The following is a 23,669-nucleotide window of genomic DNA, read 5'->3' on the forward strand; positions in this document are numbered from 1 at the left end:
GAACACAACAGCCAGCACCAGTGTTATCACAGTGATATTTAAAACTAACTGTTGACTGTTATAGATCTGGCGTTGCTCTTCCAGTAAGGATTGCTGCCGCTCAATGTCTTTTTGCTGGCTGTTGATTTTGTTCCATTGCAGCTTCATGAGTTGTACATTGGTTGAATCAATAGCCAGCGACTGCAGAATGTTCTCCTTAGCAAATGATTCTTTGTTCAGGATGCGGAAAGCTGTTGTGATAGCTTCTTTACCACCGGTTGGGTATACCAAACTGGCATCAATAATTTTGGATGCCACCATTTGCAGGCCACCGCCGTTCCCGGGCATTGCGTCAACCCCCAAAACTTTAACATGATGATCTAAGTGCAGGCTATTTAGCACATCCCTCGATCCTACGGCCATTACATCGTTATGGGCAAACAGGGCATCGGCTGTTTTTAAATCCGCTTGTACCAGGTTTAGCTGCTTTTGGGCATGATCTTTTAGCCAGTCGCCGTATACCTGTGCTTTAATGTGAATGTTATTAAACTTTGATAAAGCATCACTAAAACCCCTATGCCTTTCAATTGCAGGGGACGAACCCGGAAGTCCCATCACCTCTACAATGTTACCTTTACCTTTAAGGGTAGCTCCAATGTATTCGCCGGCCATTTTACCAACCTGGTAATTGTCGGCACCCACATAAGCTGTATACAGGTCTGAGGATGTTTTGCGGTCGATAACTATAACGGGAATACCTTTATTATAGATTTGCTCAACTATGCCTTTAAGCGGCTGTGCTTCGTTGGGAGAAATGATCAGCAGGTCGATGCCTTCATCCAGCATTTTCTTTACCTGTTCAATTTGTTTTTTACTGCTGTTATCAGCATCGGCATAAATAAACCTGGCATCGGGGTGCAACGAAAGTTCCATTTTCATTTCATCCAGCATATTGCGCCGCCACAAGTCAGAGCCTACGCATTGCGAAAAGCCTATTGTATATTGTGATGTTTTGTCGGCTTTTTTACAGCCGGCAAATACCGTTAATATAAATACGGGTAACAGGAATATGCTGCGCAGGTTATAATTCAAAGCCATTAACTTCAATCAGGTTCGTATAATAATTTAACGTTTAAGTACGGTTGTATTGGCTGATGCTATCCCTTTTTGGATGCTTCTACACAAATGTATCGAAAAATGTTTCTACAAAACAAACAGGGAAGCCCGCGGGGAGTGCAGCGGATGTATCAAAACTGAAATAAGCAGGTAACAAAAACAAACATGTTGCTGAAATAAAAATGATACTTTATTTTATTTGCCTGAAAATCAAGTGTTTAAATCAGTTTAAATTTTTGTACTGTTTTGGTATAAAATCAATAACTGCTGCTTTGCAAATGGCCCTACTTTGCAATCGTAAATCCAATTAACACCTTTTATAATTATTATGAGAAAACATTCCGTCCTGGCCTGGTCCATGGTCGTAGCCCTTGGTGGCTTCCTTTTCGGGTTTGATACCGCAGTAATATCGGGCGCCGAAAAATCTATCCAGCAATTCTGGCATCTGTCTGTAGTGGAGCATGGGCTTACTATTTCTATCGCGCTTATAGGTACCGTGATAGGTTCCCTTTTAGGCGCCAGGCCATCAGATATGTTTGGACGGAAGAATACTTTATACTTTGTAGCCGCTGCCTATTTATTATCATCAATAGGTACAGCGCTTGCCGACAACTGGCATGTGTTTTTAGTTTTCAGGTTATTAGGTGGCCTGGGTGTAGGTATATCATCCGTTACCGCTCCCATTTATATATCAGAAGTATCGCCTGCCGACCGTCGCGGAAGGCTGGTGGGTTTATTCCAGTTCAACGTAGTATTGGGTATCCTCGTCTCGTACCTGTCAAACTACCTTATCAGCCAGGGCGGCGAAGCCTCATGGCGCTGGATGTTAGGTGTACAGGCATTCCCGTCRTTGCTTTTCCTGGCGCTCATCTATTTTATTCCTGAAAGCCCACGCTGGCTTATTCTTAAAAAAGGGGAAACCGGCAGGGCGCTTGAGATCCTAAGGATCATAAATCCACTTAATTGCGATCAGGAACTGGCATCTATTAAAAACTCCAATTTAAATGCGGGTTCTTCAAACACCAGTCTTTTTTCTGGCCAGTATAAAACACCGGTGATATTGGCTGTACTCTTCGCCTTTTTTAACCAGGTATCGGGCATAAACGCCATTATATATTACGCGCCCCGCATATTTGAAATGGCCGGGCTTGGCGCTCATTCTTCACTGCTATCTACAGTTGGCATCGGGTTAATCAACTTTATATTCACCCTGTTAGGTATCAATATTATTGATAAAGTAGGTCGCCGTACATTAATGCTGGTGGGTTCTTTCGGGCTTATAGCATCGCTATTCCTGGTGGCGTTTACCTTTTACACCGGGCATTTTAACGGTTTTGCCATACCCATTTATATGATGGTGTTCATCGCTTTCTTCGCCTTTTCGCAGGGGGCGGTTATCTGGGTGTTTATCTCCGAAATTTTCCCAAATCAGGTGCGTGCAAAAGGGCAAACATTGGGCAGTTCAACCCATTGGGTTATGGCCGCGATAATCGCGTTTTGTTTCCCCTACCTGGCCGAGTCGCTGGGCGGGGCAGTTACATTTTCATTCTTTGGGACGATGATGATCTGCCAGCTCGTTTTCGTATGGAAGTTTATGCCCGAAACTAAAGGACGCTCACTGGAACAGATTGAAACTAACATGGTAATGCATTAATAATTAAATGATGATGAACCTGCAAACAGAAATATCAACCCCGGCCATTTGCTATGGCGAAATCCTTTGGGATGTGCTGCCCGATGGCCCGCAACCCGGCGGCGCTTTGCTAAACGTATCGTACCATCTGAATAAATTAGGTGTACCGGCCAGCCTGGTAAGCAAAATAGGTAATGACATTGACGGCCAAAAGCTGGAAAGCCTGCTTGACGGCTGGGGAATACCTAAACATTTGCTGCAAACGGATACCGAACACCCCACCAGCCAGGTAATTGCCAAAATGAATAATGGCAATGAAGTATCGTATGAGATAGTTTTTCCGGTGGCCTGGGATTTTATTAACGATAGCGAGCACATCCTTAGTCAACTAAAGCCATCAACCTACCTGGTGTATGGCAGCCTTGCATCAAGGAACAGCGTATCGCGCAATACCTTGTTTGAGCTGTTGGAAAGTGAAGCCATTAAAGTGTTTGATATTAACCTGAGGCCGCCGTTCATCAGCCGCGATTTGTTGGATGAGTTGCTTCATAAGGCCGACATTGTAAAATTTAACCAGGCCGAACTGGAAATGGTACAGGGCTTATTCCGTGGATCATTCTGGAAAGAATCGGAACAGATCAAATTTATCCAGGATCATTTTAACATCCCCGAGATCATTGTTACCAAGGGCGAGTTTGGCGCATCATATTACAAGGGCGATAATGCTTACCATGTAGCCGGCCGCGAGGTAAAAGTTATAGATACCATTGGCAGCGGCGATTCGTTTTTAGCCGCCTTTATAGCCAACCATTTCCATGGCGAACAGCCGCAAACCTTATTGAAAAATGCAATAGCGATGGGAGCATTTATTGCGACAAAGAAAGGAGGTTGCCCGGATTATAAAATAAAAGAATACCAGGACTTTATAAACAAAATGTTTTAACCCCAACCAATAAACTTAAATAAAAATCAATGAGAAAATTATTACTTATTTGTTCCTTTCTTATACTGCTCATAAGCAAGGGGCATGCGCAATCCCGTATCATTACCGGGACCGTGCTTGATAACGCATCAAAACCAATGGATGGCGTTACCATAGTGGTTGTTGAAACCCAAAAATCGGCACTATCAGATGCCAACGGAAAATTCAGTATCTCTGCGGCCACCGGGCAATCTTTACGGTTTTCATATGTAGGCACCAAGCCGGTAATTATAACGATTGCCGCCGATACTAAAGTGCTTGATGTAGTATTTAAAGATGCCGCAACCACCTTGAATGAAGTGGTAGTAACCGGTTACACATCCGAAAGAAAGAAAGACCTTACGGGTGCTGTTGCAGTTGTTGATTTGGCCCCGGTAAAAAATAACAGCTCGGGCAATACTATGCAGGCTTTGCAGGGTAGGGTTGCCGGTTTGTATATCGAAAAAGATGGATCGGCTAATGGGTCAACCGGCAGGATCCTGATCAGGGGGGCAAACACTTTGGGCAATAACAACCCTTTATATGTTATTGACGGTATACCTACCACCAGGCCCGAGGTTTTTCAAAATTTATCACCCTCAAACATCGCATCGGTACAGGTACTAAAAGACGCTTCGTCCGAGTCTATTTACGGCGCAAGGGCTTCAAATGGTGTTATCATTGTTACCACCAAAAACGGCGGTAATACACAGGGCAAAGTTCTGTTCCAGTTTAATAACAGCACATCTGTTCAGTCCGAAAAATCATTGCGTTTTAAAATGCTGAGTTCGGCAGACAGGGGCAAGGCCCTATGGCAGGCTTCTGTAAATGATGGCCAGGACCCAGCTGCCGGATATGGCGACATATACACTTTTAACTGGAATGGTAATTATAACAACCCGGTTTTAAACAGTGTGGTACCCAAACAATTTGTAGGCGGCGATCCTAACACGCCTGCCGGTAATACCGACTGGCAAAGTGTGCTGTATAAAACAGCCATGGTATACAATAATGATTTCACCGCATCAGTTGGTAACAAAAATGCGTCGCTCGAAATTAACTTTGGTAACATCAAAAATACCGGCCTTGTTAGGTTTACCAAATACAACCGTACTACCGGTAGCATTAATGGTGTGGTACGTGCCTTTGATAACAAAGCTACGTTTGGCGTAAATTTAAAAATAACTAACTCCAACGAAACGCTTACTACCAGGGATTTAGGTGGCGCGACTACCACGTTTTTGGCGGTAACCTTGGCGCCTACTATACCAGTATACCAAAAAGACGGTGTTACTTACGCCGGCGAATCGGGCGGGGGATACTCTGACAGGAATAACCCGCTGCATATGCAGGATTTGGCCAAATGGAATAATGCCAACCGGGTAAATACATTTGGGAATGTTTTTTTAGAAATTCAGCCTATTAAAAACCTGTATTTCAAATCAAATTTTGGTGCCGATAATTCCAACTACCTGAATAAGGTAATAACACCTACTTTCCAGGAAGGCGCTCTGGCACGCACAACCAACAGCTTGTTTTTTGATCAGAATCATTATCTGAGTACCACATTTTCAAACACGTTGAGATATAACTACGATTTAACAACCAATAACCACCTCAAATTTTTGGTTGGTACCGAGTATATTAAAACCTTTACCGATCTCCAAAGCACCCTTAAACAAGGCTACGCCATACAAACTGAAGATTATTTTACTTTAGATGCCGGTACAGGCAATACCATTGTTACGGGCCGGTCAACCGGAAACAGCTTGTTTTCGCAGTTTGCACGGTTGGATTATAATTATGCCGGTAAATACTTAGCCTCGGCAACTATCCGTCGTGACGGCTCTTCAAGGTTTGGTTCAAACAACCAGTATGGTATTTTCCCGGCTGCTTCCTTCGGTTGGAAAATTGACCAGGAAGGCTTCATGAAAAACAATACTATATTTTCTGAATTAAAACTAAGGGTAGGTGTGGGCCGCGTTGGTAACCAGGAAATTGGCGACATTTCGCGTTTTGCGCTTTACGATACCAGGTATGGCACCACCCAAAACCAATTAACTCCAGGCTTTTGGGAGCAGTATATGAATGTTGGTACAGCTTATTCGCTTTCCGGCGCCAATACAGGTTCGTTACCCTCGGGGTTTGTACAAACACAGGCTCCAAACTCCGGCCTTAAATGGGAATCTACCGAAGAGATAAACACCGGGCTTGACTTCGCCATCTTACACGATAAGATTTCGGGATCATTCGACTATTTTACCCGGAGAACTACCGGCATATTGATTACACCTCCTGTTGCATCGGCATTAGGCGAGGGACAGTCAAAAACCGTTAACGGTGCCTCAAAGAGTAATAGAGGCTGGGAATTTTTAGTTACCTATCACGGCCAGCAATCGGGCGATTTTAACTACAACGTAACCTTAAACTTTTCGCACTTCAGGGATAAGATTACCAATTTACCGGAAAACGTTAGACCTGCTTATCCAGGTAATATAGGTAACACCATAATAGGGCATTCGCAGTTTGACATATTTGGCTACAAAACCAATGGCCTTTTCCAATCCCAGGCAGAAGTAGACGCCGCCCCAACGCAAATCGGCGCTGGTCCGGGTAGAATCCGTTATGTTGATACCAATAATGACGGGAAAATTGATGCCGATGATCGAACCTGGATAGGGACYACATTGCCCGCTTTAGAGTACGGTGCAAGAATTGACCTGACCTATAAAAAATTCGATCTGTCTATATTTGGGTCGGGTGTGGCAGGCCGAAAAGGGTTTGATGTGTACACCTTGTATAATAACCTGATGCACAGCCGCGAAAACGTAGGTCCGGGTGTATTTAACGGCTGGACACCGCAGCATACAAATACAAGCGTGCCGGCATTAACATTAAAAGATAACAATAATGAAGGCCGTACCTCCGACTACTTTATTGTGAATACCTCTTACTTCAAAATGCGCAATATTCAAATTGGATACACCATTGTACCTAAAGCGGTATTTACCAGGCTAAGGGTGTTCGCGATGGCCGAAAACGTATTTACGTTGAAAAGCAAAAGCTATTTAAGCCCCGATCCTGAAAGGATTGACCTGGACCCGGTTCCAATTCCTAAAGTTTTCAGTTTTGGTATCAACGCATCATTTTAACGATAAAAACTATTCAGTATGAAAGCAAAAATATTATTTACAGCTATTTTATCCGGACTGATCATCTTCAGTTCCTGTAAAAAAGCGTTAGACTATACACCAAAAGGCGTATTGTCTGCATCAGATTTAAAAACACCAACCGCTGTTGAAGGTTTGGTAACCGCGGCTTATGCTGCTATTGGCAACGGCGATATGATAGGCCCTATATACAGCGACTGGGCTTATGGCAGCGTTCGTTCGGATGATGCCTACAAAGGCGGCGGCGGTACCGGCGATGTTGGTGAAGTTGATGCTTTGGAGCATTACAACCTGGTAACCCCATCCATGGATGCCTTTGTTTCGCGTACCTGGAAAAATTTGTTCAAATCTATTTCAAGGGCAAATGTGGCACTAAGAGCCGTTAATTCGCTTTCGGATGCCGATTATCCTAACAAAAAGACACGTTTGGCCGAATTGAGATTTTTAAGGGCGCATAGTTATTTTACTATGAAACTGTTATATAAAAATATCCCCATTTTTGACGAAAACGCAACGGCGGATGATATTCTGAAAGTTTCAAACACATTATCAAATGAAGATTCCTGGAATAAAATTGCTGCCGATTTTCAATATGCAGTTGACAATTTGCCGACTACTCAGCCGGAGTTAGCCAGGGCCAATAAATTAAATGCACAGGCTTATTTAGCTAAATTGAGATTGTACCAGGCTTATGAGCAGGATGATAAGCATCATGTAACCAATATCAATAAAACAAGGTTGCAGCAGGTGGTTGATCTTACACAAGCTGTTATAGCATCGGGTAAATACTCATTAAGTAGTGATATTGCCGATGACTTTTTACCAGAAACTGAAAACGGCCCCGAATCTGTATTCGCGATACAGTTTACCATTAATGACGGAACTACGGCCGGCCGTATGAATTTTGAGGATGGTTTAAATTATCCGCATGGCGCACCACAATACGGTTGCTGCGGCTTTCATGCTGCAAGTCAGAATCTGGTTAACGCACATACTACTGATGTAAATGGCTTGCCCAACTTTGATTCATTTAACAACAGCATTGCCGATTTAACAAAGGTAACCGTTGATCCAAGGTTAGACCATACAGTTGGCATAGACGGGCACCCGTATAAATATGATAATACAAAACTCTTTAGTAACAGTTGGGTACGTGATCCTGGTGTTTATGGAAATTTCCATACCATGCGTAACCAGCAATTGGCTACCAGCTCATCATACTTTAAGCTTGGTCCGTTTATGGGGTCGGCAAAAAATTATGATATCATCAGGTATGATGATGTACTGCTGATGCAGGCCGAAGCCTATATTGAACTGGGGCAGCAGGCAAGCGCTTTGCCACTCATTAACCAGGTACGCAACCGTGCTGCGGCAAGTACAGGGAGGCTTAAAAAACTGGATGGTACCTTTCCATCCAACTATAACGTTAAACCCTATAGCATTGCCAACTGGACGCAGGATTATGCCCGCAAAGCGCTGCAATGGGAAAGGCGCCTGGAGTTTGCTACAGAAGGCGCGCGTTTCTTTGATTTAGTGCGATGGGGCATTGCCGAAAAAACCTTAAACGACTATATCAATATTGAAAAAGGCAGGAGAACATTTTTAGCTACCGCTAAATTTACAGCAGGTCGGGATGAGTACCTGCCTATACCACAATCCGAAATTACATTTACCAACGGTTTATATAAACAAAACCCGGGATATTAAGATTGTTAATAAAATAACGGGTACCTGGCCTTATAAATTAGGCCGGGATCCTGTTTTTTTAAAACTAAATTTATGAAATATTTCTTTTAAGGTTTTTGAATACACCTGCCCAATAATATAACCTATAAAAAGCTTAAATTATGAAAACTAAACATGGCATATTAATGCTGATTGCCTTTATTGCAGTAGCTTGTGTTTGTAAAGCTCAGGATATTTCAAAAAAACCTTACACGGAGGCATATCGCCCGCAGTTACATTTTTCGCCAAAAGCACATTGGGTAAATGATCCCAACGGCATGGTGTACTTTAACCACACCTATCACCTGTTTTTTCAGTATTACCCTAAGGATATTATTTGGGGTCCAATGCATTGGGGGCATGCGGTAAGCAAGGACCTCATCCACTGGAAAGAGTTACCGATAGCTTTATATCCGGATAGTTTGGGCTATATATTCTCTGGCAGCGCCGTGGTTGATTCCAACAACACTTCGGGCTTTGGTAAAAAGGGCAAGATTCCGATGGTAGCCATCTTTACCCACCATGATCYGAAGGGAGAAAAAGCAGGAACAGACGTTTTTCAGAACCAAAGTATTGCATATAGCCTGGATGAAGGGAACACCTGGACGAAATACAGCGGCAACCCGGTATTGAAAAATCCCGGGATCAAGGATTTTAGAGACCCTAAAGTGATGTGGTATGCCAAAGAAAAAAAATGGGTAATGACTTTAGCTACTAAAGATCACATCACTTTTTATTCTGCAACCGATCTAAAGAAGTGGAAAAAGGAGAGTGAGTTTGGTTTAAGAGAGGGAGCGCACGGCGGGGTATGGGAATGCCCCGACCTGTTCCCTTCAAAGCTGAATGGTAAAACATATTGGGTATTGATAGTAAATATTAACCCGGGAGGGCCAAACGGAGGATCGGCCACGCAGTATTTTATAGGCAGTTATAATGGCAGCAAGTTTACACCAATAGATACCAAAACCCGTTGGCTGGATTATGGCCCGGATGAATATGCAGGGATAACATGGAGTAATACCGGCAGCCGTAAAATATTTTTAGGCTGGATGAGTAACTGGGAATATGCCAACCAGGTACCAACCGAAAAATGGCGCAACGCCATGACAATCCCGCGCGACCTGCATTTAAAGCAAAGCAACCAGGGTATCGTGATAGCATCGGCACCGGTGCCCGAACTGGCAAAGATCAATACAACAACGGTGGCTTTAAAAAATGTACAGGTTAATAAAACGCTTGACTTGTCATCAAAGACCATAGGCTTTAAAAGCCAGTATGTATTAAAGATGAGCCTTGCGCAATTAAAAGGTTATACCATAAAGTTATCAAACAAAAAAGAACAAGAGCTGCTGATTGGCTATGATGAAGCAAAAGACCAGTACTTTATCGATCGTACAAAATCAGGAAAGATTGATTTTCAAAAGAATTTTGCCGGTCGGTTTACAGCGCCGAGGTTTACAGCCGCTAAAAATTCAGATATCACTATTGTGGTTGATAAAGCGTCTGTTGAGGTATTTGCTGATGGTGGATTAACTACCATGACGGCTGTTTATTTCCCTGACGGGGACTTCACTAACCTTGCTATAAATACCACCGAATTGAAAGTTAAGGGCCTTAGTATTACCGGGTTAAAATCTACCTGGGATAAATAAACCGATTTAACTTTTGAGGCGCATTAAACAGCGCGTTTCTCCATAATCTAATCATAGGGCTTGAAACCCTCTTATGTTTTTCTTAAGGCGCTTCCGCAAAATGGGAGCGCCTTTTTTTGGTTAATAGCCACATTAATTTTGCATTTAAAATTGTTAAAAAAAATTTCGTAATCGATTGCGTAAATTGCTAAATTGCCCTCCTTTAAAGCCTTTGTACTTTAAGCCACATAAACCCATATTATAATTTAAATCAAATGTATTCTATTAAGTACCCTCCTGTAAACGTTAGCGGTAAAAGGTTTTTGGTGTTACTTGTTTGCGTGCTGAGTTTTCAAAAGCTTACGGCACAAAGCAAAGTACCGCTTAATGACCTGTCTTTTTTCCAGGATCCCTCATCAAACTGGAAACTTGCAACCAATGTGCAGGCCGATCTTTTACAAGACGAAGTATTGTCTGTTAAGGATGGCGCAGGCATCCTGGTAAACCTGCCTGGTAAAAACGGAGCAAAAGATTTGTTCACCAAAACTAATTATGGCGATATGGATCTCGAGCTTGATTACCTGATGGCAAAAGGATCAAACTCCGGGATCTATCTCCAGGGGCGTTATGAAATTCAGTTGCTGGATAGCTGGGGGGTAGTTAACCCTAAATCGGGCGATAATGGCGGCATTTATGAACGCTGGGACGATAGTAAACCCGATGGACAACAAGGATACGACGGCCATGCTCCAAGGCAAAATGCAAGCAGGGCGCCTGGCTTATGGCAACATATGAAGATCTCGTTCCAGGCGCCGCAGTTTGATGCAAACGGGCACAAGATATCAAACGCCAAAATACTTTATGTTTGGTTAAACGGCGTCTTAATACAGGACAATGTGGAGCTTGCCGGGCCAACCCGCGGCGCTATAGATAATAAAGAAAGCATTGCAGGCCCTTTACGCATCCAGGGCGATCATGGTGCGGTAGCTTTCAGGAACATTAGCATAACCGGGTTTGATAAACATCACCCGGTATTGTCAAACTTAAAATACCAGGTATACAAAGGCGGTTTGCTTACCGATGCTGATTACAAAAAATTAAAGCCCGAAGCCGAAGGCAGTTCGACAATTTTGTCATCAAACCAGGGTAGGTTAACCAACGACTTTTTGATCCGCTATACAGGTACCATTAAAATTACCGAAGCCGGCGAATATGCATTTAAGTTAAGTGTACCGGGCGGCAAGGGTTCTTTACGCATTAATGGCGCTGATGCTGTTCCAACGGCTGATAGCAAGGGCGCCGGCAAAATTCAATTGCAACCCGGCAACCATAATTTCGAGCTCTTTTATTCAAAAACTGTTGACTGGGCCAAGCCGGCTTTAGGGCTTACTGTAGCTGGTCCGGGCATCCGCGAGTATTTATTGAGCGATGCTAATGTTAGTTCAAATGACCCCATTGATCCGATATTGATCAACGCTACATCAAATACAATTTTGCGCAGTTTTTCTGATTTGCCGGGCGGCATCCGGGTTACACATGGCGTAAATGTAGGCAATACCGAGCAGGTGCACTATACCTACGACCTGGATAAGGGAATGATAGTTGAAATATGGCACGGCGGATTTTTGGATGCCACCCCCATGTGGCATGACCGCGGCGACGGCTCATCGCGCCCTGCCGGCTCTGTTCAATACCTGGGCAAACCGGTGCCGGTAATTGAAAAACTGGCTAACACACAGGCACCGTGGGTACCCGATACAGCAGGAACAGGTTATCGGCCTAAAGGATACATTTTAAATGCGGATGATCAGCCAACCTTCATGTACGTTATCTACGGCTCTGTGGTGAATGATGCCAGCAGGGTTATTGCCGGTGGGCAAGGCATTCGTCGCGACATAGTTTTGCAAAAACCTGTTGACGGTTTATTTGCTCACCTTGCTACAGGCGATAATATTGAAGAGCTTGGTAACGGACTCTATATAGTTGACGATAAATCTTACTATATCCGTATTGATGATGCCGGGGATGCCAAACCTGTAGTCAGAAGCGCGGCAGGCAAGCAGGAACTTATCATCCCGATTAAGCAAAAATTAACCTATTCTATTATCTTTTAAGTAGCCTTCGTTATGAATTATACACTAAAACAAATGATAAACAGGGCCACATTATTTACTACACTTATAATTGCCGCTCTTTTAAATTATACCCCAAATACTTACGCTCAGGCCGAATCGGCTAAAGAGGATGATTATTTTAAGATTATGAAAGTGCCCGCACCCGAGGGCACTATATTGGAAGTTGGTGGTTTGTGCACTTTACCCAATGGAACACTTGCTGTAACCACCCGTCGCGGCGATATTTTTATGGTGGAGAATCCAACCAGCCAGCATCCTTTCTTCCGCAAATTCGCATCGGGACTGCATGAGGTTTTGGGTGCGGCATGGAAAAATGGCGCTTTGTATGTGGTACAGCGCGGTGAGCTTACTAAACTGGTTGATACCAATATGGATGGCAAGGCCGATGTTTTTGAAACTATTTACGCCTGGCCTTTATCGGGTAATTATCATGAATACAGTTTCGGACCTAAGATAGCGCCCGACGGATCCTTTTTTGTTACCCTGAACCTTGGTTTCCCGCCTGATTGGTGGCACCCCAAAAGTTTCGTACCGTGGAGAGGCTGGGCCCTCAATATTAAGGAAGATGGTACAGTTACGCCATGGGCTGCCGGTTTTCGCTCACCTTGCGGCATCAGTATGATTGACGGGGAATTATGGTATAGCGATAACCAGGGTGATTGGGTTGGCTCGGGCAGTATTATGCAGGTTAAGAAGGGGGCTTTTATGGGACATCCATCAAGTTTGGTATGGGCTAATTTGCCAAACTCACCATTAAAACTTACGCCGGAACAATTCTTTGCCAAAAACAATCCAAGAATTGAATTTGATAAAGACGGTCAACCGTTTAAGCCACAAAATATTGTTAACGAAAAATTCAGGACTGAATTTGAGGTAAAAAAGGAGATCCCTGAGTTAACACTACCCGCTGTTTGGTTGCCCCATGGCATATTGGGAATTTCCAACTCCGAAATTGTGAAAATACCCGAAGACGCATTCGGGCCGTTCGCAGGCCAATTGCTGGTATGCGACCAGGGACAAAGTATGATTGACAGGATCTTTTTAGAGAAAGTTAACGGCGAATACCAGGGTGCGGCATGGGCTTTCAGGAGCGGTTTTCAATCGGGTATTGTGAGACTTGCCTGGTTACCAGATGGTTCGCTGGCAGCAGGCGAAACCAACCGCGGCTGGGGATCAGCAGGAGAGGCTACCATGGGTTTACAACGTTTGGTATGGAACAATAAGGTCCCCTTTGAAATGAGGGCCATTCGCGCTATGCCCGATGGTTTTGAAATTGAATTTACCAAACCGGTGGATAAGAAGGTTGCCGGCGATTTAGCTTCCTACTCGGTAGAAAGTTATATTTATAAATATCACGGTGTGTATGGTAGTCCCCCGGTAAATACCCAAAAATGCCCTATAGTAGGCGTTAAAGTATCAGCGGATGGCTTAAGGGCAAGGCTTATAGTGAATAACCTGCGCAAATATTATATCCATACTATTACCCTTGACGGGATTCGTGATAAGGAGAACTATTTTAATCTCATTCACCCAACAGCATACTACACCCTCAACAATATCCCCGAAGGGCAAAAACTGTCACTGAGCGAAGTGAGCACTATCAATTCATCTAAAGCGGTAAAAACAGCCTCACTTTCAGCATCAAAGAAAGGAAAACTTTTAACTGCCGCCAGTGCGGTGCCAACTTATGATGAAGTGAAGCCACTATTACTGAAAAACACCTGCCTGTCATGCCATAGTGCCAATAAACGCCAGGTTGGTCCGGCTTACTCGGATGTAGCAAAAAGAAAATACAGTGTGAATGAGTTGGTGCAGCTGATCAGCAATCCTAAGCCCGAGCATTGGCCGGATTATTCGACCCCGATGCCGCCGATGCCGCAGGTGCCTAAAGACGAAGCCAGGAAGATAGCGCTTTGGATAAAATCACTTGCTAAATAATGAGAATTATGAGAAATAAATCGACAATCAACATATAAAAATTGAGAAAAATCAAGAAAAATTGAGAAAAAACTATGAAAGGCCATCCCGGTCATAAAAATTATTGGCGCGGGCCTTTGGTCTGGAAAAAACCTTTTTACCGGAGTTTCAAATTATAGAAAATAACCGGTTCGCAGTGTTTAATTCTTACATCCCAACCCTTGATTTTTTGCCAAACATTGTTTTTTATTTACACTAATTATAAATATATCCTAAAAATGAAACAACTTGTAATGTTCGCAGTGTTATTGGCCGRTTCGGCAATAACAGCTTATGCGCAGCAAACCGGGAAACCGGAAGATACCGAATATTGGTCGCCGGTACCGGCTGTGGTAACTCCGGCCAAAAACGTGGGCGGGGCGCCGTCCGATGCCATCACTTTATTTGATGRCAAAAACCTGGATGAATGGGTAGCCACCAATGATTCCACATCGGCACATAAATGGAAGGTTGCCGGTAAGATAATTACGGTTGATAAAACTGCAGGCGATATTCAAACCAAAAGAAAGTTTACCGATTTCCAGCTGCACATCGAATATCGGATTCCATCAAATATTACAGGCAGCGGACAGGGGCGGGGCAACAGCGGTATTTTCCTGGCTGCATTACCATGGGGCGCCGGTGGATACGAGCTACAGGTGCTTGATAACTATAATAACAAAACGTATGTTAACGGCCAGGTAGGCAGTTTGTACAAACAATCGCCGCCATTGGCAAATGCCTGCCGCAAACCCGGCGAATGGCAGTATTATGACGTGATATGGACAGCGCCCCGCTTTAACGAAGACGGAACTTTAAAATCGGCAGCACGGGCAACGGTTTTGCATAATGGGGTGCTTGTTCAAAACAACACGGCATTAAAAGGCGATACCCCATACATCGGCCAGCCCGAATACCGTAAACACGGCGCCGAACCCATTAAATTACAAGCCCATGGCGACAAAAGCGAACCGATAAGCTACCGGAATATTTGGGTAAGGGAGCTGTAAAGCCTGCACTTTATAAATAATTTGAACAGCCTGGGTATCAAACGCCCCAGGCTGTTTTTTTATAACCTGTTTACTTCTGCTAAACTTTATACCATGCTTGTTTCTATGCGCTCAATACGCTAAATTCGTTCATGACCAATAACCGACGCAGTTTTATCAGGCAGGCGGCCGTGCTTACCGGCGCTTTTTCGGCATCGAGCCTGTTTAGCCAGGCACATGCCTATGAATGGAGATCTGCCGAAAATAAAATAACCCATTTAACACCCCAGCAGGTGGCGCAGGATGAGGATTTCTGGGGCGTTATCCAGCGGTCGTATTCGGTAAGCACCAATATCATAAATCTTAATAACGGGGGCGTTTCGCCTTCGCCGCTGGTGGTGCAGCAGGCGGTGGAGCGGTATAACCAGCTAACTAACGAAGGCCCGTCATACTATATGTGGCGCATACTTGACGAGGGCCGCGAACCGCTGCGCGAGAAACTGGCCCTGCTGGCCGGTGCCTTACCCGACGAGATTGCCATTAACCGCAATGCTACCGAGTCGCTTAATACCATTATATACGGGTTGCCATTAAAAAGCGGCGATGAGGTGATAGGCGCCAAACTGGATTACCCGCACATGGTACAGGCCTATCGGCAGCGGGCATTGCGCGAAGGGATTGTATACAAACAACTAACCTTCGATTTTCCGATTGAGAATGATGCGCAAATTGTAAAAGCTTACCAGGATGCTATCACCCCAAAAACAAAACTGATACACGTTACGCACATCATTAATTATGTGGGGCAGATTATGCCGGTTCGCAAAATATGCGATATGGCCCATGCTCGTGGCATCGAGGTTATTGTTGATGGGGCGCACTCCTTCGGCTTATTGGATTTTAAGATTCCCGATCTTAATTGTGATTACTTTGGCACCAGTTTGCACAAATTCCTCTCGGCGCCTATAGGCAGCGGGATGATGTGGATTAAAAAAGAAAAAATTGCTAAAGTATTGCCCCTCTTGTGCGATGACAATCCCCAGGGTCCCGATATTCGCAAATTTGAAAACCTGGGTACGCGCAGCTTCCCGATAGAGCAGGGGATTGGCGAGGCCGTAAACTTTCAGCTGGCTATTGGCAGCAAACGTAAAGAGGAACGGATTCGTTACCTTAAAAATTACTGGGCGGCCAAAGTACAACAGCTGCCCAAAGTAAAACTGCATACTTCGCTGAAACCCGAATATTCATGTGCCATATGCGGCGTATCTGTTGATGGCGTAACCCCTGCACAACTGGAGGCCGCGCTGTTTAACCAATATAAGATCCATACGGTATCTATCGTGTTTGAAAAMGTTAGCTGTGTACGCATAACCCCACATGTGTATACCACAATTGCCGACCTGGATAAACTGGTAAAAGCAATTACCGAAATAGCCGGAAAGACTGGATAATACCACCCGGGACCTTTCTGCTTTAAGTTAAAATTGCCCCGGTTTGAATTTACGGGACAGCCTTTGTATTGATCGGTATTTCAAGCTAAATAATTAAACAAAAACTAAACAAATTCCTCATTATCTGGTTTATAGGTATATCAGATGTTCCGGATCTTTTTGGTCATTGGAGGGGTAAATCAGAAGTCTGTTATTGTTAAATATCATTAATTCAAATGACCATCGTCATTAATTAATGAATAGTTATTTCAGAATTTTATATTATAAAATCAATTGACAATAACGATGAAAACAATACTTGTCCCAACCGATTTTTCAGACAATGCAACGCATGCTGCTGAATACGCTTATAACCTGGCAAAACATCTTAAAGCTAAAATGATATTGTGTAATGCCTTCATGGTTCCGGCCGCCATGCCAGAAGCCGGCATGGTAATTTGGCCAATGGATGATTATGAACACATAATGGATGATAGCATACAGGAGCTTAAGAAATTGGCCGCCAGGTTAGCGGGTGAGGATTTAAGGGATGAGGTTAAACCTAAAATAACCTGTGTTAACGAAATGGGCGATTTTAACACCATACTAAAAGGGTTTGAAAATAAGGATATTGATATAATAGTTATGGGAACTCATGGCAGCGGCCTCAGTAAAGTTCTTTTAGGAAATCATGCCAAAGGAGCTATTGATTACGTTTCAAAACCCCTGCTGCTAATTCCTCCAAAGGTTGCTATCAAACCTATAAAGAAAATTGCTTTTGCTACGGATTTTAAACATCCTGAAGAAGATTTGAAATTTGTGTATGAACTGATACCGGTTGCCAGGATGCTGGATGCCGAAATACTAATTACTCACGTAGTTAAAGATAAAGAGCCAGCAAGTGGTTTTAAAGAACTTATAGAGCCATTCCTGAATGAGTTATCAAACAAAAGCAATTATCCTCATATATATTACCGCATTTGCGAGGGCGCCAGGGCTACCGATGGGCTAAACTGGTTGTGTGAATTTGGTCACATTGATATTTTGGCAATGGTGCATCACTCGCATAGCTTTTTGCATGGTTTGTTAAACGGAAGCGCTACACAAAAAATGGCAAGCCGGATAGAAATTCCACTGCTTGTATTTCACTCACAGAATTAATGATATATATAGTTAATAATAACCTGAAAAGCTCCGCGCAACGGGGCTTTTTAGGTTATTAAGGTAAAAAATACCAATCAAATTAACACTTGCATAAGGTGACCACCGTCATTGTTTACCATAGCAGTGCATCATTTTTTAGCGGTATGTAATCATATAGCTTTACCGGTAATAAAAACAGCCATCTAACTAATTGTCCTTTTCTCATTATTCAAATGTTCGAAAAAGCAAATTCATACCTACTATCCATTAACGGCGGCTCATCCAGCTTAAAGTTTAAGCTATATATCTCCGGCTCAAATAAATTGGCGTTATGCGGCTCGGTAGATCATATTGGTACCCAAACTGGCCAGCTTGTTATAAGAAACAGTGATCATGAGCCGGTATTTAAATTGGTTGAGAATTTTGAAGATCAATTTAATGCCGCTACAGAACTAATCAGCTGGTTTAAAAATAATCAGCAACAGTATGATATCATAGCTATAGGGCATCGCCTTGTACAAGGTGGTCCCAATCACCGCATCCCTGAAATTATAACAGACGAATTATTACACTCGCTAAATGAGTTTATTTACTTGGCGCCCAATCATCTGCCTAATGAAATAAAGATGATTCAATTATTTCAAGCGGCGTTCCCGGGTATACCACAAGTGGCTTGTTTTGATACCGCATTTCACCAGAATATGCCTTTCTGTTCAAAATACTATCCGCTGCCATCAAAATTTGCAGAAAAAGGGCTTATTCGATATGGCTTTCACGGTTTATCATATGAATATATAATGATGGCGCAAAAAGCAACATCAGCTCCAAGCGGAAAAATTGTAATAGCGCACCTGGGTAATGGTGCAAGTATGGTAGCTGTAAGAAACGGGGTTGGCATCGATACCACAATGGGGCTCAGTCCCATGGGGGGGCTGGTAATGGGAACCCGTTCTGGTGATCTTGACCCCGGGGTAATATTGTTTTTGCTTAAACAAGAAAAACTAACACCCGATGAAATAGATGATCTGTTAAGTAAACAATCGGGTTTAAAAGCCATTGCCGGTACCAGTGATGTACAGGAGTTGTTAAAAAATGAAGCAACAGATACCAGGGCCCGGGAGGCTCTTGCGGTGTTTTGTTACAACGCCCGAAAATGCATTGGGGCACTGGCCGCGGCAATGGGGGGGCTTGATGTACTGATATTTACCGGGGGGATAGGTGAAAATTCAGCAATAATAAGGGAACGGATCTGTAGTGAACTTGATTTTCTGGGGATATCAATCAATCAAAAATTTAATTATAACCGGCAGGAAGTTATATCAACCGAACAAAGCCGGGTTAAGGTAAAAGCTATAGCAACAGATGAGGAATGGGTGATTGCTAAACATACACAAACCATTATTGATAACATTAAAACAAAGGAATTATGCAACTGATAGTGAACTACGATTTGGAAAAAATGAATTCTTACTGGCAGGCTATTAACTATTTATCTGCCGGGCAAATTTATCTGCAGGATAACGCAATGTTAAAAGAGCCGTTAAAGCCCGGGCATATTAAACCAAGATTACTCGGCCATTGGGGCACATCACCAGGATTAAACCTGGTATACGTACACCTTAACCGGCTTATAAAAGAAACGGATGCAGATATCTTATACATATGCGGCCCGGGTCATGGAGCACCGGCCATAATTGCACATACCTACCTCGAGGGCACATATTCGGAAATATATCCGCGGGTAGGGCAAAATGAAGAAGGAATGCTGCAATTATTCAGGCAATTCTCTACGCCTGGCGGTATCCCCAGCCATGTAAGTGCACATACACCCGGATCCATTCATGAAGGCGGCGAGCTGGGATATTCACTTGTGCATGCTTTTGGCGCTGTGTTTGATAACCCCGACCTGATAGCTGCCTGTGTTGTAGGCGACGGGGAGGCCGAGACAGGTCCGTTGGAAGGTAGCTGGAAATCTGTTGCTTTTTTAAATCCGGCAAGAGACGGAGCCGTTTTACCTGTTTTACACCTGAATGGGTACAAAATTTCGGGGCCAACCGTATTAGCGCGAACGGATGACGATGCACTTCGGGCATTGTTCACAGGGTACGGATACGAGGTGTTTTTTGTTGAGGGGGATGACCCTATGGCTGTACACCGGCAAATGGCAGAAACATTGGATCGTGTTTATGAAATAATTAGGAGGATTCAGTATGCAGCGCGGGTGGATGGCTTTATAACGCCGGTTTGCTGGCCGATGATTATATTGAGAACACCAAAAGGCTGGACCGGGCCAAAAGAATGGAATGGTGTGCCGATTGAAAATACATTCCGCTCGCACCAGGTTCCGCTAACCGGGTCAAAGGAAGATCCTGCAAAATTAAAAGTGATTGAAGAGTGGATGCGAAGTTATAACCCCGAAAAATTATTTGACAGGAACGGCAAGCTTATTCCAGAACTTGCAGAACTTGCACCAACAGGTAATAAACGCATGAGTGCAATACCATTTGCAAATGGCGGCCTGTTGCTAAAAGAATTAAAGCTGCCCGATTTTAAGGATTATGAGCTGCGTGTTACCACTCCGGGCATAGTTGAAGCCGAAAGTACCCGCAACTTAGGGAAATATCTCCGCGATGTTTTTGAGCTTAACCAGGAGAACAGAAATTTTCGCCTTTTTTGTCCTGATGAAACAACCTCAAACCGTTTGGAGGCTGTGTTTGAAGTAACTAATCGTTGCTTTATGAAAGAGATACTTGCTACGGATGAGAAGCTTGCACCAGATGGGCGTGTGATGGAGGTTTTAAGCGAGCATCTTTGCGAAGGATGGCTTGAAGGTTATCTTTTAACCGGAAGGCACGGGCTTTTTCCTTGTTACGAAGCGTTTGTAACCATAGTTGACTCTATGGTAAACCAGCATGCCAAATGGGTGAAAACTGCCCATGAATTACCGTGGCGCAAACCCGTAGCCTCCTTAAATTACCTGCTAACTTCACATGTATGGCGGCAGGATAATAATGGTTATAGCCACCAGGGGCCGGGTTTTATTGATACTGTTATTAATAAAAAAAGCACGGTTGCCAGGATTTATTTACCACCAGATGCTAATACACTTTTATCGGTGATGGATCATTGCCTGCGGAGTAAGGATTATGTAAACGTAGTAATAGCGGGTAAACAGCCCGAATTGCAATGGCTCACCATGGATGAAGCAGTAAAGCATTGTGCTATGGGCGCTTCTGAGTGGAAATGGGCCGGTAATTGTAACAACGAAATGCCTGATGTAATATTGGGATGTGCCGGCGATGTACCCACGCTTGAAGCTGTGGCCGCCACCTGGATACTTAAACAATATTTTCCCGATCTTAAAACCAGGCTGGTTAATGTGGTTGATCTGATGGCCTTATCACCTGCTGCATATCATGCCCACGGAATGAGTGAGGAAGTGTTTAGCACTCTATTTACAGATGACGCACCTGTTATTTTTGCTTTTCATGGCTATGTACGCATCATTCATGACCTGGTGCATGGCCGGCCAGATCCGGCGAGATTCCATGTACGGGGGTATATGGAAGAGGGTACAACAACCACGCCGTTTGATATGGTAGTGTTAAACCAAATGAGCCGCTATCATTTAGCTATGGAGGCAGTTAAGCGTGTACCCCAACTGCACCAGCAGGCCGATGCGTTTATTGCCTGGTGCGATGCAAAACTTAAAGAGCACCATGAATATATCTGCCAATACCTGGATGATATGCCCGAAATAAAAAACTGGAAATGGACTGCGGTAAACGAAAGTGAACTTATAGGCAACTAATGGCGTATAATCATATAGCATTAATATTTGTCCCCTCAGGGTCTCCTTGAAAAGGGACCCTGAGGGAGTTTACAGGGTGTTGAATTTGGATATTCGATCTGCATAGTTCCTCAGGGTCCTCTGCGAGAGACCCTGAGGGGACAAGAATTATTTCTGCCATAGCAATACGTTATTTTTAGAAGCCTATAATTATATATTTTTTAATTATATATATACAAAACTATATGTGGCTATTTCGGGTTATTTGGGTAAATTTCAATAATGATTAATAAAAAGGAAATCTTTGGCTACGTGCCAAACAAAAACTATAAAGCGGGTGTGGCTTATTTTTCAATGGAGTTTGCCGTTGATCAATCTTTAAAAATTTACAGCGGTGGCTTGGGTTTCCTGGCTGGTTCGCATTTACGCAGCGCGTACGAGTTGAAACAAAATTTACTGGGTATTGGCATGCTTTGGACATACGGTTATTACGACCAGGTAAGAGGTACCAGTGCGCTAATGAAACCGGACTTTATTAAAAAGGAATACTCATTTTTGCAGGATACCGGGATTGTTTTAACGGTTTATATTCACAGCGCACCTGTTTATGTTAAGGCATATTTATTAAAGCCCGAAACCTTTGGTACAGCGCCGCTGTTTTTGCTAAGTACCGATATTGCCGAAAATGATGAAGTATCGCGCTCAATTACACACCGCTTATACGATGCAAATGAAACTACGCGGATAGCGCAAAGTATAGTTTTAGGCATTGGTGGGGCAATGTTATTAGATGCTTTAAAAATAGTGCCCGGTGTTTACCATATGAATGAAGGGCATTCAATACCACTCGGTTTTTACCTGTACAAGAAGTTTAATAAGCTTAGYGAAGTAAAGAAAAGAGTAAGGTTTACTACCCACACACCAGAAATGGCCGGGAATGAAGAACACGATTATGCGCTGCTAAATGATATGTCGTTTTTTTACCAGATGGATCAGCATGAGGCTAAGTCATTATTAGGTTTAAACGGCGGAGGATTTAATTATACTTTGGGAGCCTTAAAATTTGCAGGTAAAGCCAATGGTGTTTCAAAGCTACATGGTGAAGTAGCCAGGCAAATGTGGGGCGACAATCCTGGCATTTGCGAAATTACTTCCATAACAAATGCGCAGAATAAAAGTTACTGGGTAGATAAGGAATTAAACACTGCCATTACTAACGGTGATGACCTGGTTATTGCCGAAAGAAAAAAAGAATTGAAGGTCGCGCTTTTTAAAATAGTTGCAGATCAATGCGGGAAAATATTTGATGAAAATGTACTAACCATTGTTTGGGCAAGGAGGTTTGCCACCTATAAAAGGGCCGACCTTATTATGTATGATTGGGAAAGATTTCTGAAACTTGTTAATAACAAAAAAATGCCCGTACAGATCATCTGGGCTGGCAAGCCATATCCGGGAGATGACGGCTCTGTTAACTTATTTAATCAAATTATATTAAAAACAAAGCAATTCGCTAATTGTGCTGTGTTGACCGGCCATGAGCTCGACTTATCTGCGCAACTCAAAAAAGGTGCGGATGTATGGCTAAATAACCCCCAAATGTACAGGGAGGCATCTGGTACGAGTGGAATGACGGCTGCTATGAATGGTGTAATCAATGTTTCGTTACCTGATGGCTGGGTGCCGGAATTTGCCAGGGATAAGAAAAACTGCTTTATTATACAACCTGCGGCAGATGAGCTTCCCTATGACAAGAAAAACTCGGTGGAAAACCATAACCTTCTTGAAATTTTAGAAAAACAGGTTTTACCACTGTACTATAATGATCAAAAAAAATGGTTAAAAATCATAAAAGAAGGTGCTAAGGATGTTGTRCCGGCATTTGAATCAGCAAGAATGGCTGCGGAATATTACGAAGTGCTATATAATGTTTAATTATATTATTTGCTAAGCCCGAATGGTGATGAAGAGCAGGTTGTTATGTGATTAAGGTCATTAGTTAGCTGTAAGT

The 23,669-nt window shown here is 43.3% G+C and carries 14 protein-coding genes; 13 read left to right on the forward strand and 1 reads right to left on the reverse strand.

The features are described 5' to 3' along the window. A partial coding sequence (locus AC1DPZ_RS05985; RefSeq protein WP_477401920.1) for a substrate-binding domain-containing protein occupies positions 1 to 1,077 on the reverse strand: 1,077 nt, incomplete at its 3' end. Positions 1,078 to 1,423: 346 nt separating this feature from the next. Here AC1DPZ_RS05985 and AC1DPZ_RS05990 point away from each other — a divergent pair. The 13 genes from AC1DPZ_RS05990 (at position 1,424) to glgP (ending at position 23,593) form a co-directional block, all read left to right on the forward strand. Further along, positions 1,424 to 2,749 carry a sugar porter family MFS transporter gene (locus tag AC1DPZ_RS05990; RefSeq protein ID WP_477401921.1) on the forward strand — a complete coding sequence of 442 codons (1,326 nt, stop codon included), beginning with the start codon at positions 1,424 to 1,426 and terminating at the stop codon, positions 2,747 to 2,749. A gap of 7 nt (positions 2,750 to 2,756) precedes the next feature. Next, positions 2,757 to 3,671 (forward strand): carbohydrate kinase family protein, encoded by a 915-nt coding sequence (locus tag AC1DPZ_RS05995; protein ID WP_477401922.1) that lies wholly within the window; start codon positions 2,757 to 2,759, stop codon positions 3,669 to 3,671. A 29-nt stretch (positions 3,672 to 3,700) separates the two neighbouring features. Then, entirely contained in the window at positions 3,701 to 6,841 is a 3,141-nt protein-coding gene (locus AC1DPZ_RS06000; RefSeq protein WP_477401923.1) for a SusC/RagA family TonB-linked outer membrane protein, read from the forward strand. 18 nt (positions 6,842 to 6,859) lie between these two features. After that, positions 6,860 to 8,566: a RagB/SusD family nutrient uptake outer membrane protein gene (locus AC1DPZ_RS06005; RefSeq protein ID WP_477401924.1), complete on the forward strand. Its 1,707-nt coding sequence runs from the start codon at positions 6,860 to 6,862 to the stop codon at positions 8,564 to 8,566. A gap of 140 nt (positions 8,567 to 8,706) precedes the next feature. Further along, a complete protein-coding gene (locus AC1DPZ_RS06010) occupies positions 8,707 to 10,236 on the forward strand; it encodes a glycoside hydrolase family 32 protein (protein WP_477401925.1) in 1,530 nt (509 codons plus the stop codon). A 254-nt stretch (positions 10,237 to 10,490) separates the two neighbouring features. After that, a complete protein-coding gene (locus tag AC1DPZ_RS06015) occupies positions 10,491 to 12,329 on the forward strand; it encodes a 3-keto-disaccharide hydrolase (protein ID WP_477401926.1) in 1,839 nt (612 codons plus the stop codon). A gap of 33 nt (positions 12,330 to 12,362) precedes the next feature. Further along, the gene (locus AC1DPZ_RS06020) at positions 12,363 to 14,288 is read left to right on the forward strand and encodes a c-type cytochrome (RefSeq protein WP_477401927.1); all 1,926 of its coding nucleotides are present in this window, start codon (positions 12,363 to 12,365) and stop codon (positions 14,286 to 14,288) included. 257 nt (positions 14,289 to 14,545) lie between these two features. Beyond that, positions 14,546 to 15,316 carry a 3-keto-disaccharide hydrolase gene (locus AC1DPZ_RS06025; protein ID WP_477401928.1) on the forward strand — a complete coding sequence of 257 codons (771 nt, stop codon included), beginning with the start codon at positions 14,546 to 14,548 and terminating at the stop codon, positions 15,314 to 15,316. Positions 15,317 to 15,447: 131 nt separating this feature from the next. Then, on the forward strand, positions 15,448 to 16,746 hold the full coding sequence (locus AC1DPZ_RS06030; protein ID WP_477401929.1) for an aminotransferase class V-fold PLP-dependent enzyme: 1,299 nt from the start codon (positions 15,448 to 15,450) through the stop codon (positions 16,744 to 16,746). 285 nt (positions 16,747 to 17,031) lie between these two features. Then, positions 17,032 to 17,886 (forward strand): universal stress protein, encoded by an 855-nt coding sequence (locus AC1DPZ_RS06035; RefSeq protein WP_477401930.1) that lies wholly within the window; start codon positions 17,032 to 17,034, stop codon positions 17,884 to 17,886. Positions 17,887 to 18,101: 215 nt separating this feature from the next. Then, positions 18,102 to 19,304: an acetate/propionate family kinase gene (locus tag AC1DPZ_RS06040; RefSeq protein WP_477401931.1), complete on the forward strand. Its 1,203-nt coding sequence runs from the start codon at positions 18,102 to 18,104 to the stop codon at positions 19,302 to 19,304. After that, complete coding sequence (locus AC1DPZ_RS06045) at positions 19,295 to 21,679, forward strand: phosphoketolase family protein (RefSeq protein ID WP_477401932.1); 2,385 nt, start codon at positions 19,295 to 19,297, stop codon at positions 21,677 to 21,679. Before AC1DPZ_RS06040 ends, AC1DPZ_RS06045 begins: the two co-directional genes overlap by 10 nt. A 261-nt stretch (positions 21,680 to 21,940) precedes the next feature. Continuing rightward, on the forward strand, positions 21,941 to 23,593 hold the full coding sequence (gene glgP, locus AC1DPZ_RS06050; RefSeq protein ID WP_477401933.1) for an alpha-glucan family phosphorylase: 1,653 nt from the start codon (positions 21,941 to 21,943) through the stop codon (positions 23,591 to 23,593). The last annotated feature ends 76 nt before the right edge of the window (positions 23,594 to 23,669 follow it).

The sequence above is a fragment of the Mucilaginibacter sp. P4_G9 genome, from assembly GCF_056400985.1.

What these genes read in the sequence shown, in the direction of transcription:
- AC1DPZ_RS05995 (WP_477401922.1), top strand. Translation starts at nt 2,757, where the DNA reads ATGATGATGAACCTGCAAACAGAAATATCAACCCCGGCCATTTGCTAT.
- AC1DPZ_RS06005 (WP_477401924.1), top strand. Translation starts at nt 6,860, where the DNA reads ATGAAAGCAAAAATATTATTTACAGCTATTTTATCCGGACTGATCATC.
- AC1DPZ_RS06015 (WP_477401926.1), top strand. Translation starts at nt 10,491, where the DNA reads ATGTATTCTATTAAGTACCCTCCTGTAAACGTTAGCGGTAAAAGGTTT.
- AC1DPZ_RS06020 (WP_477401927.1), top strand. Translation starts at nt 12,363, where the DNA reads ATGATAAACAGGGCCACATTATTTACTACACTTATAATTGCCGCTCTT.
- AC1DPZ_RS06040 (WP_477401931.1), top strand. Translation starts at nt 18,102, where the DNA reads ATGTTCGAAAAAGCAAATTCATACCTACTATCCATTAACGGCGGCTCA.
- AC1DPZ_RS06035 (WP_477401930.1), top strand. Translation starts at nt 17,032, where the DNA reads ATGAAAACAATACTTGTCCCAACCGATTTTTCAGACAATGCAACGCAT.
- AC1DPZ_RS06045 (WP_477401932.1), top strand. Translation starts at nt 19,295, where the DNA reads ATGCAACTGATAGTGAACTACGATTTGGAAAAAATGAATTCTTACTGG.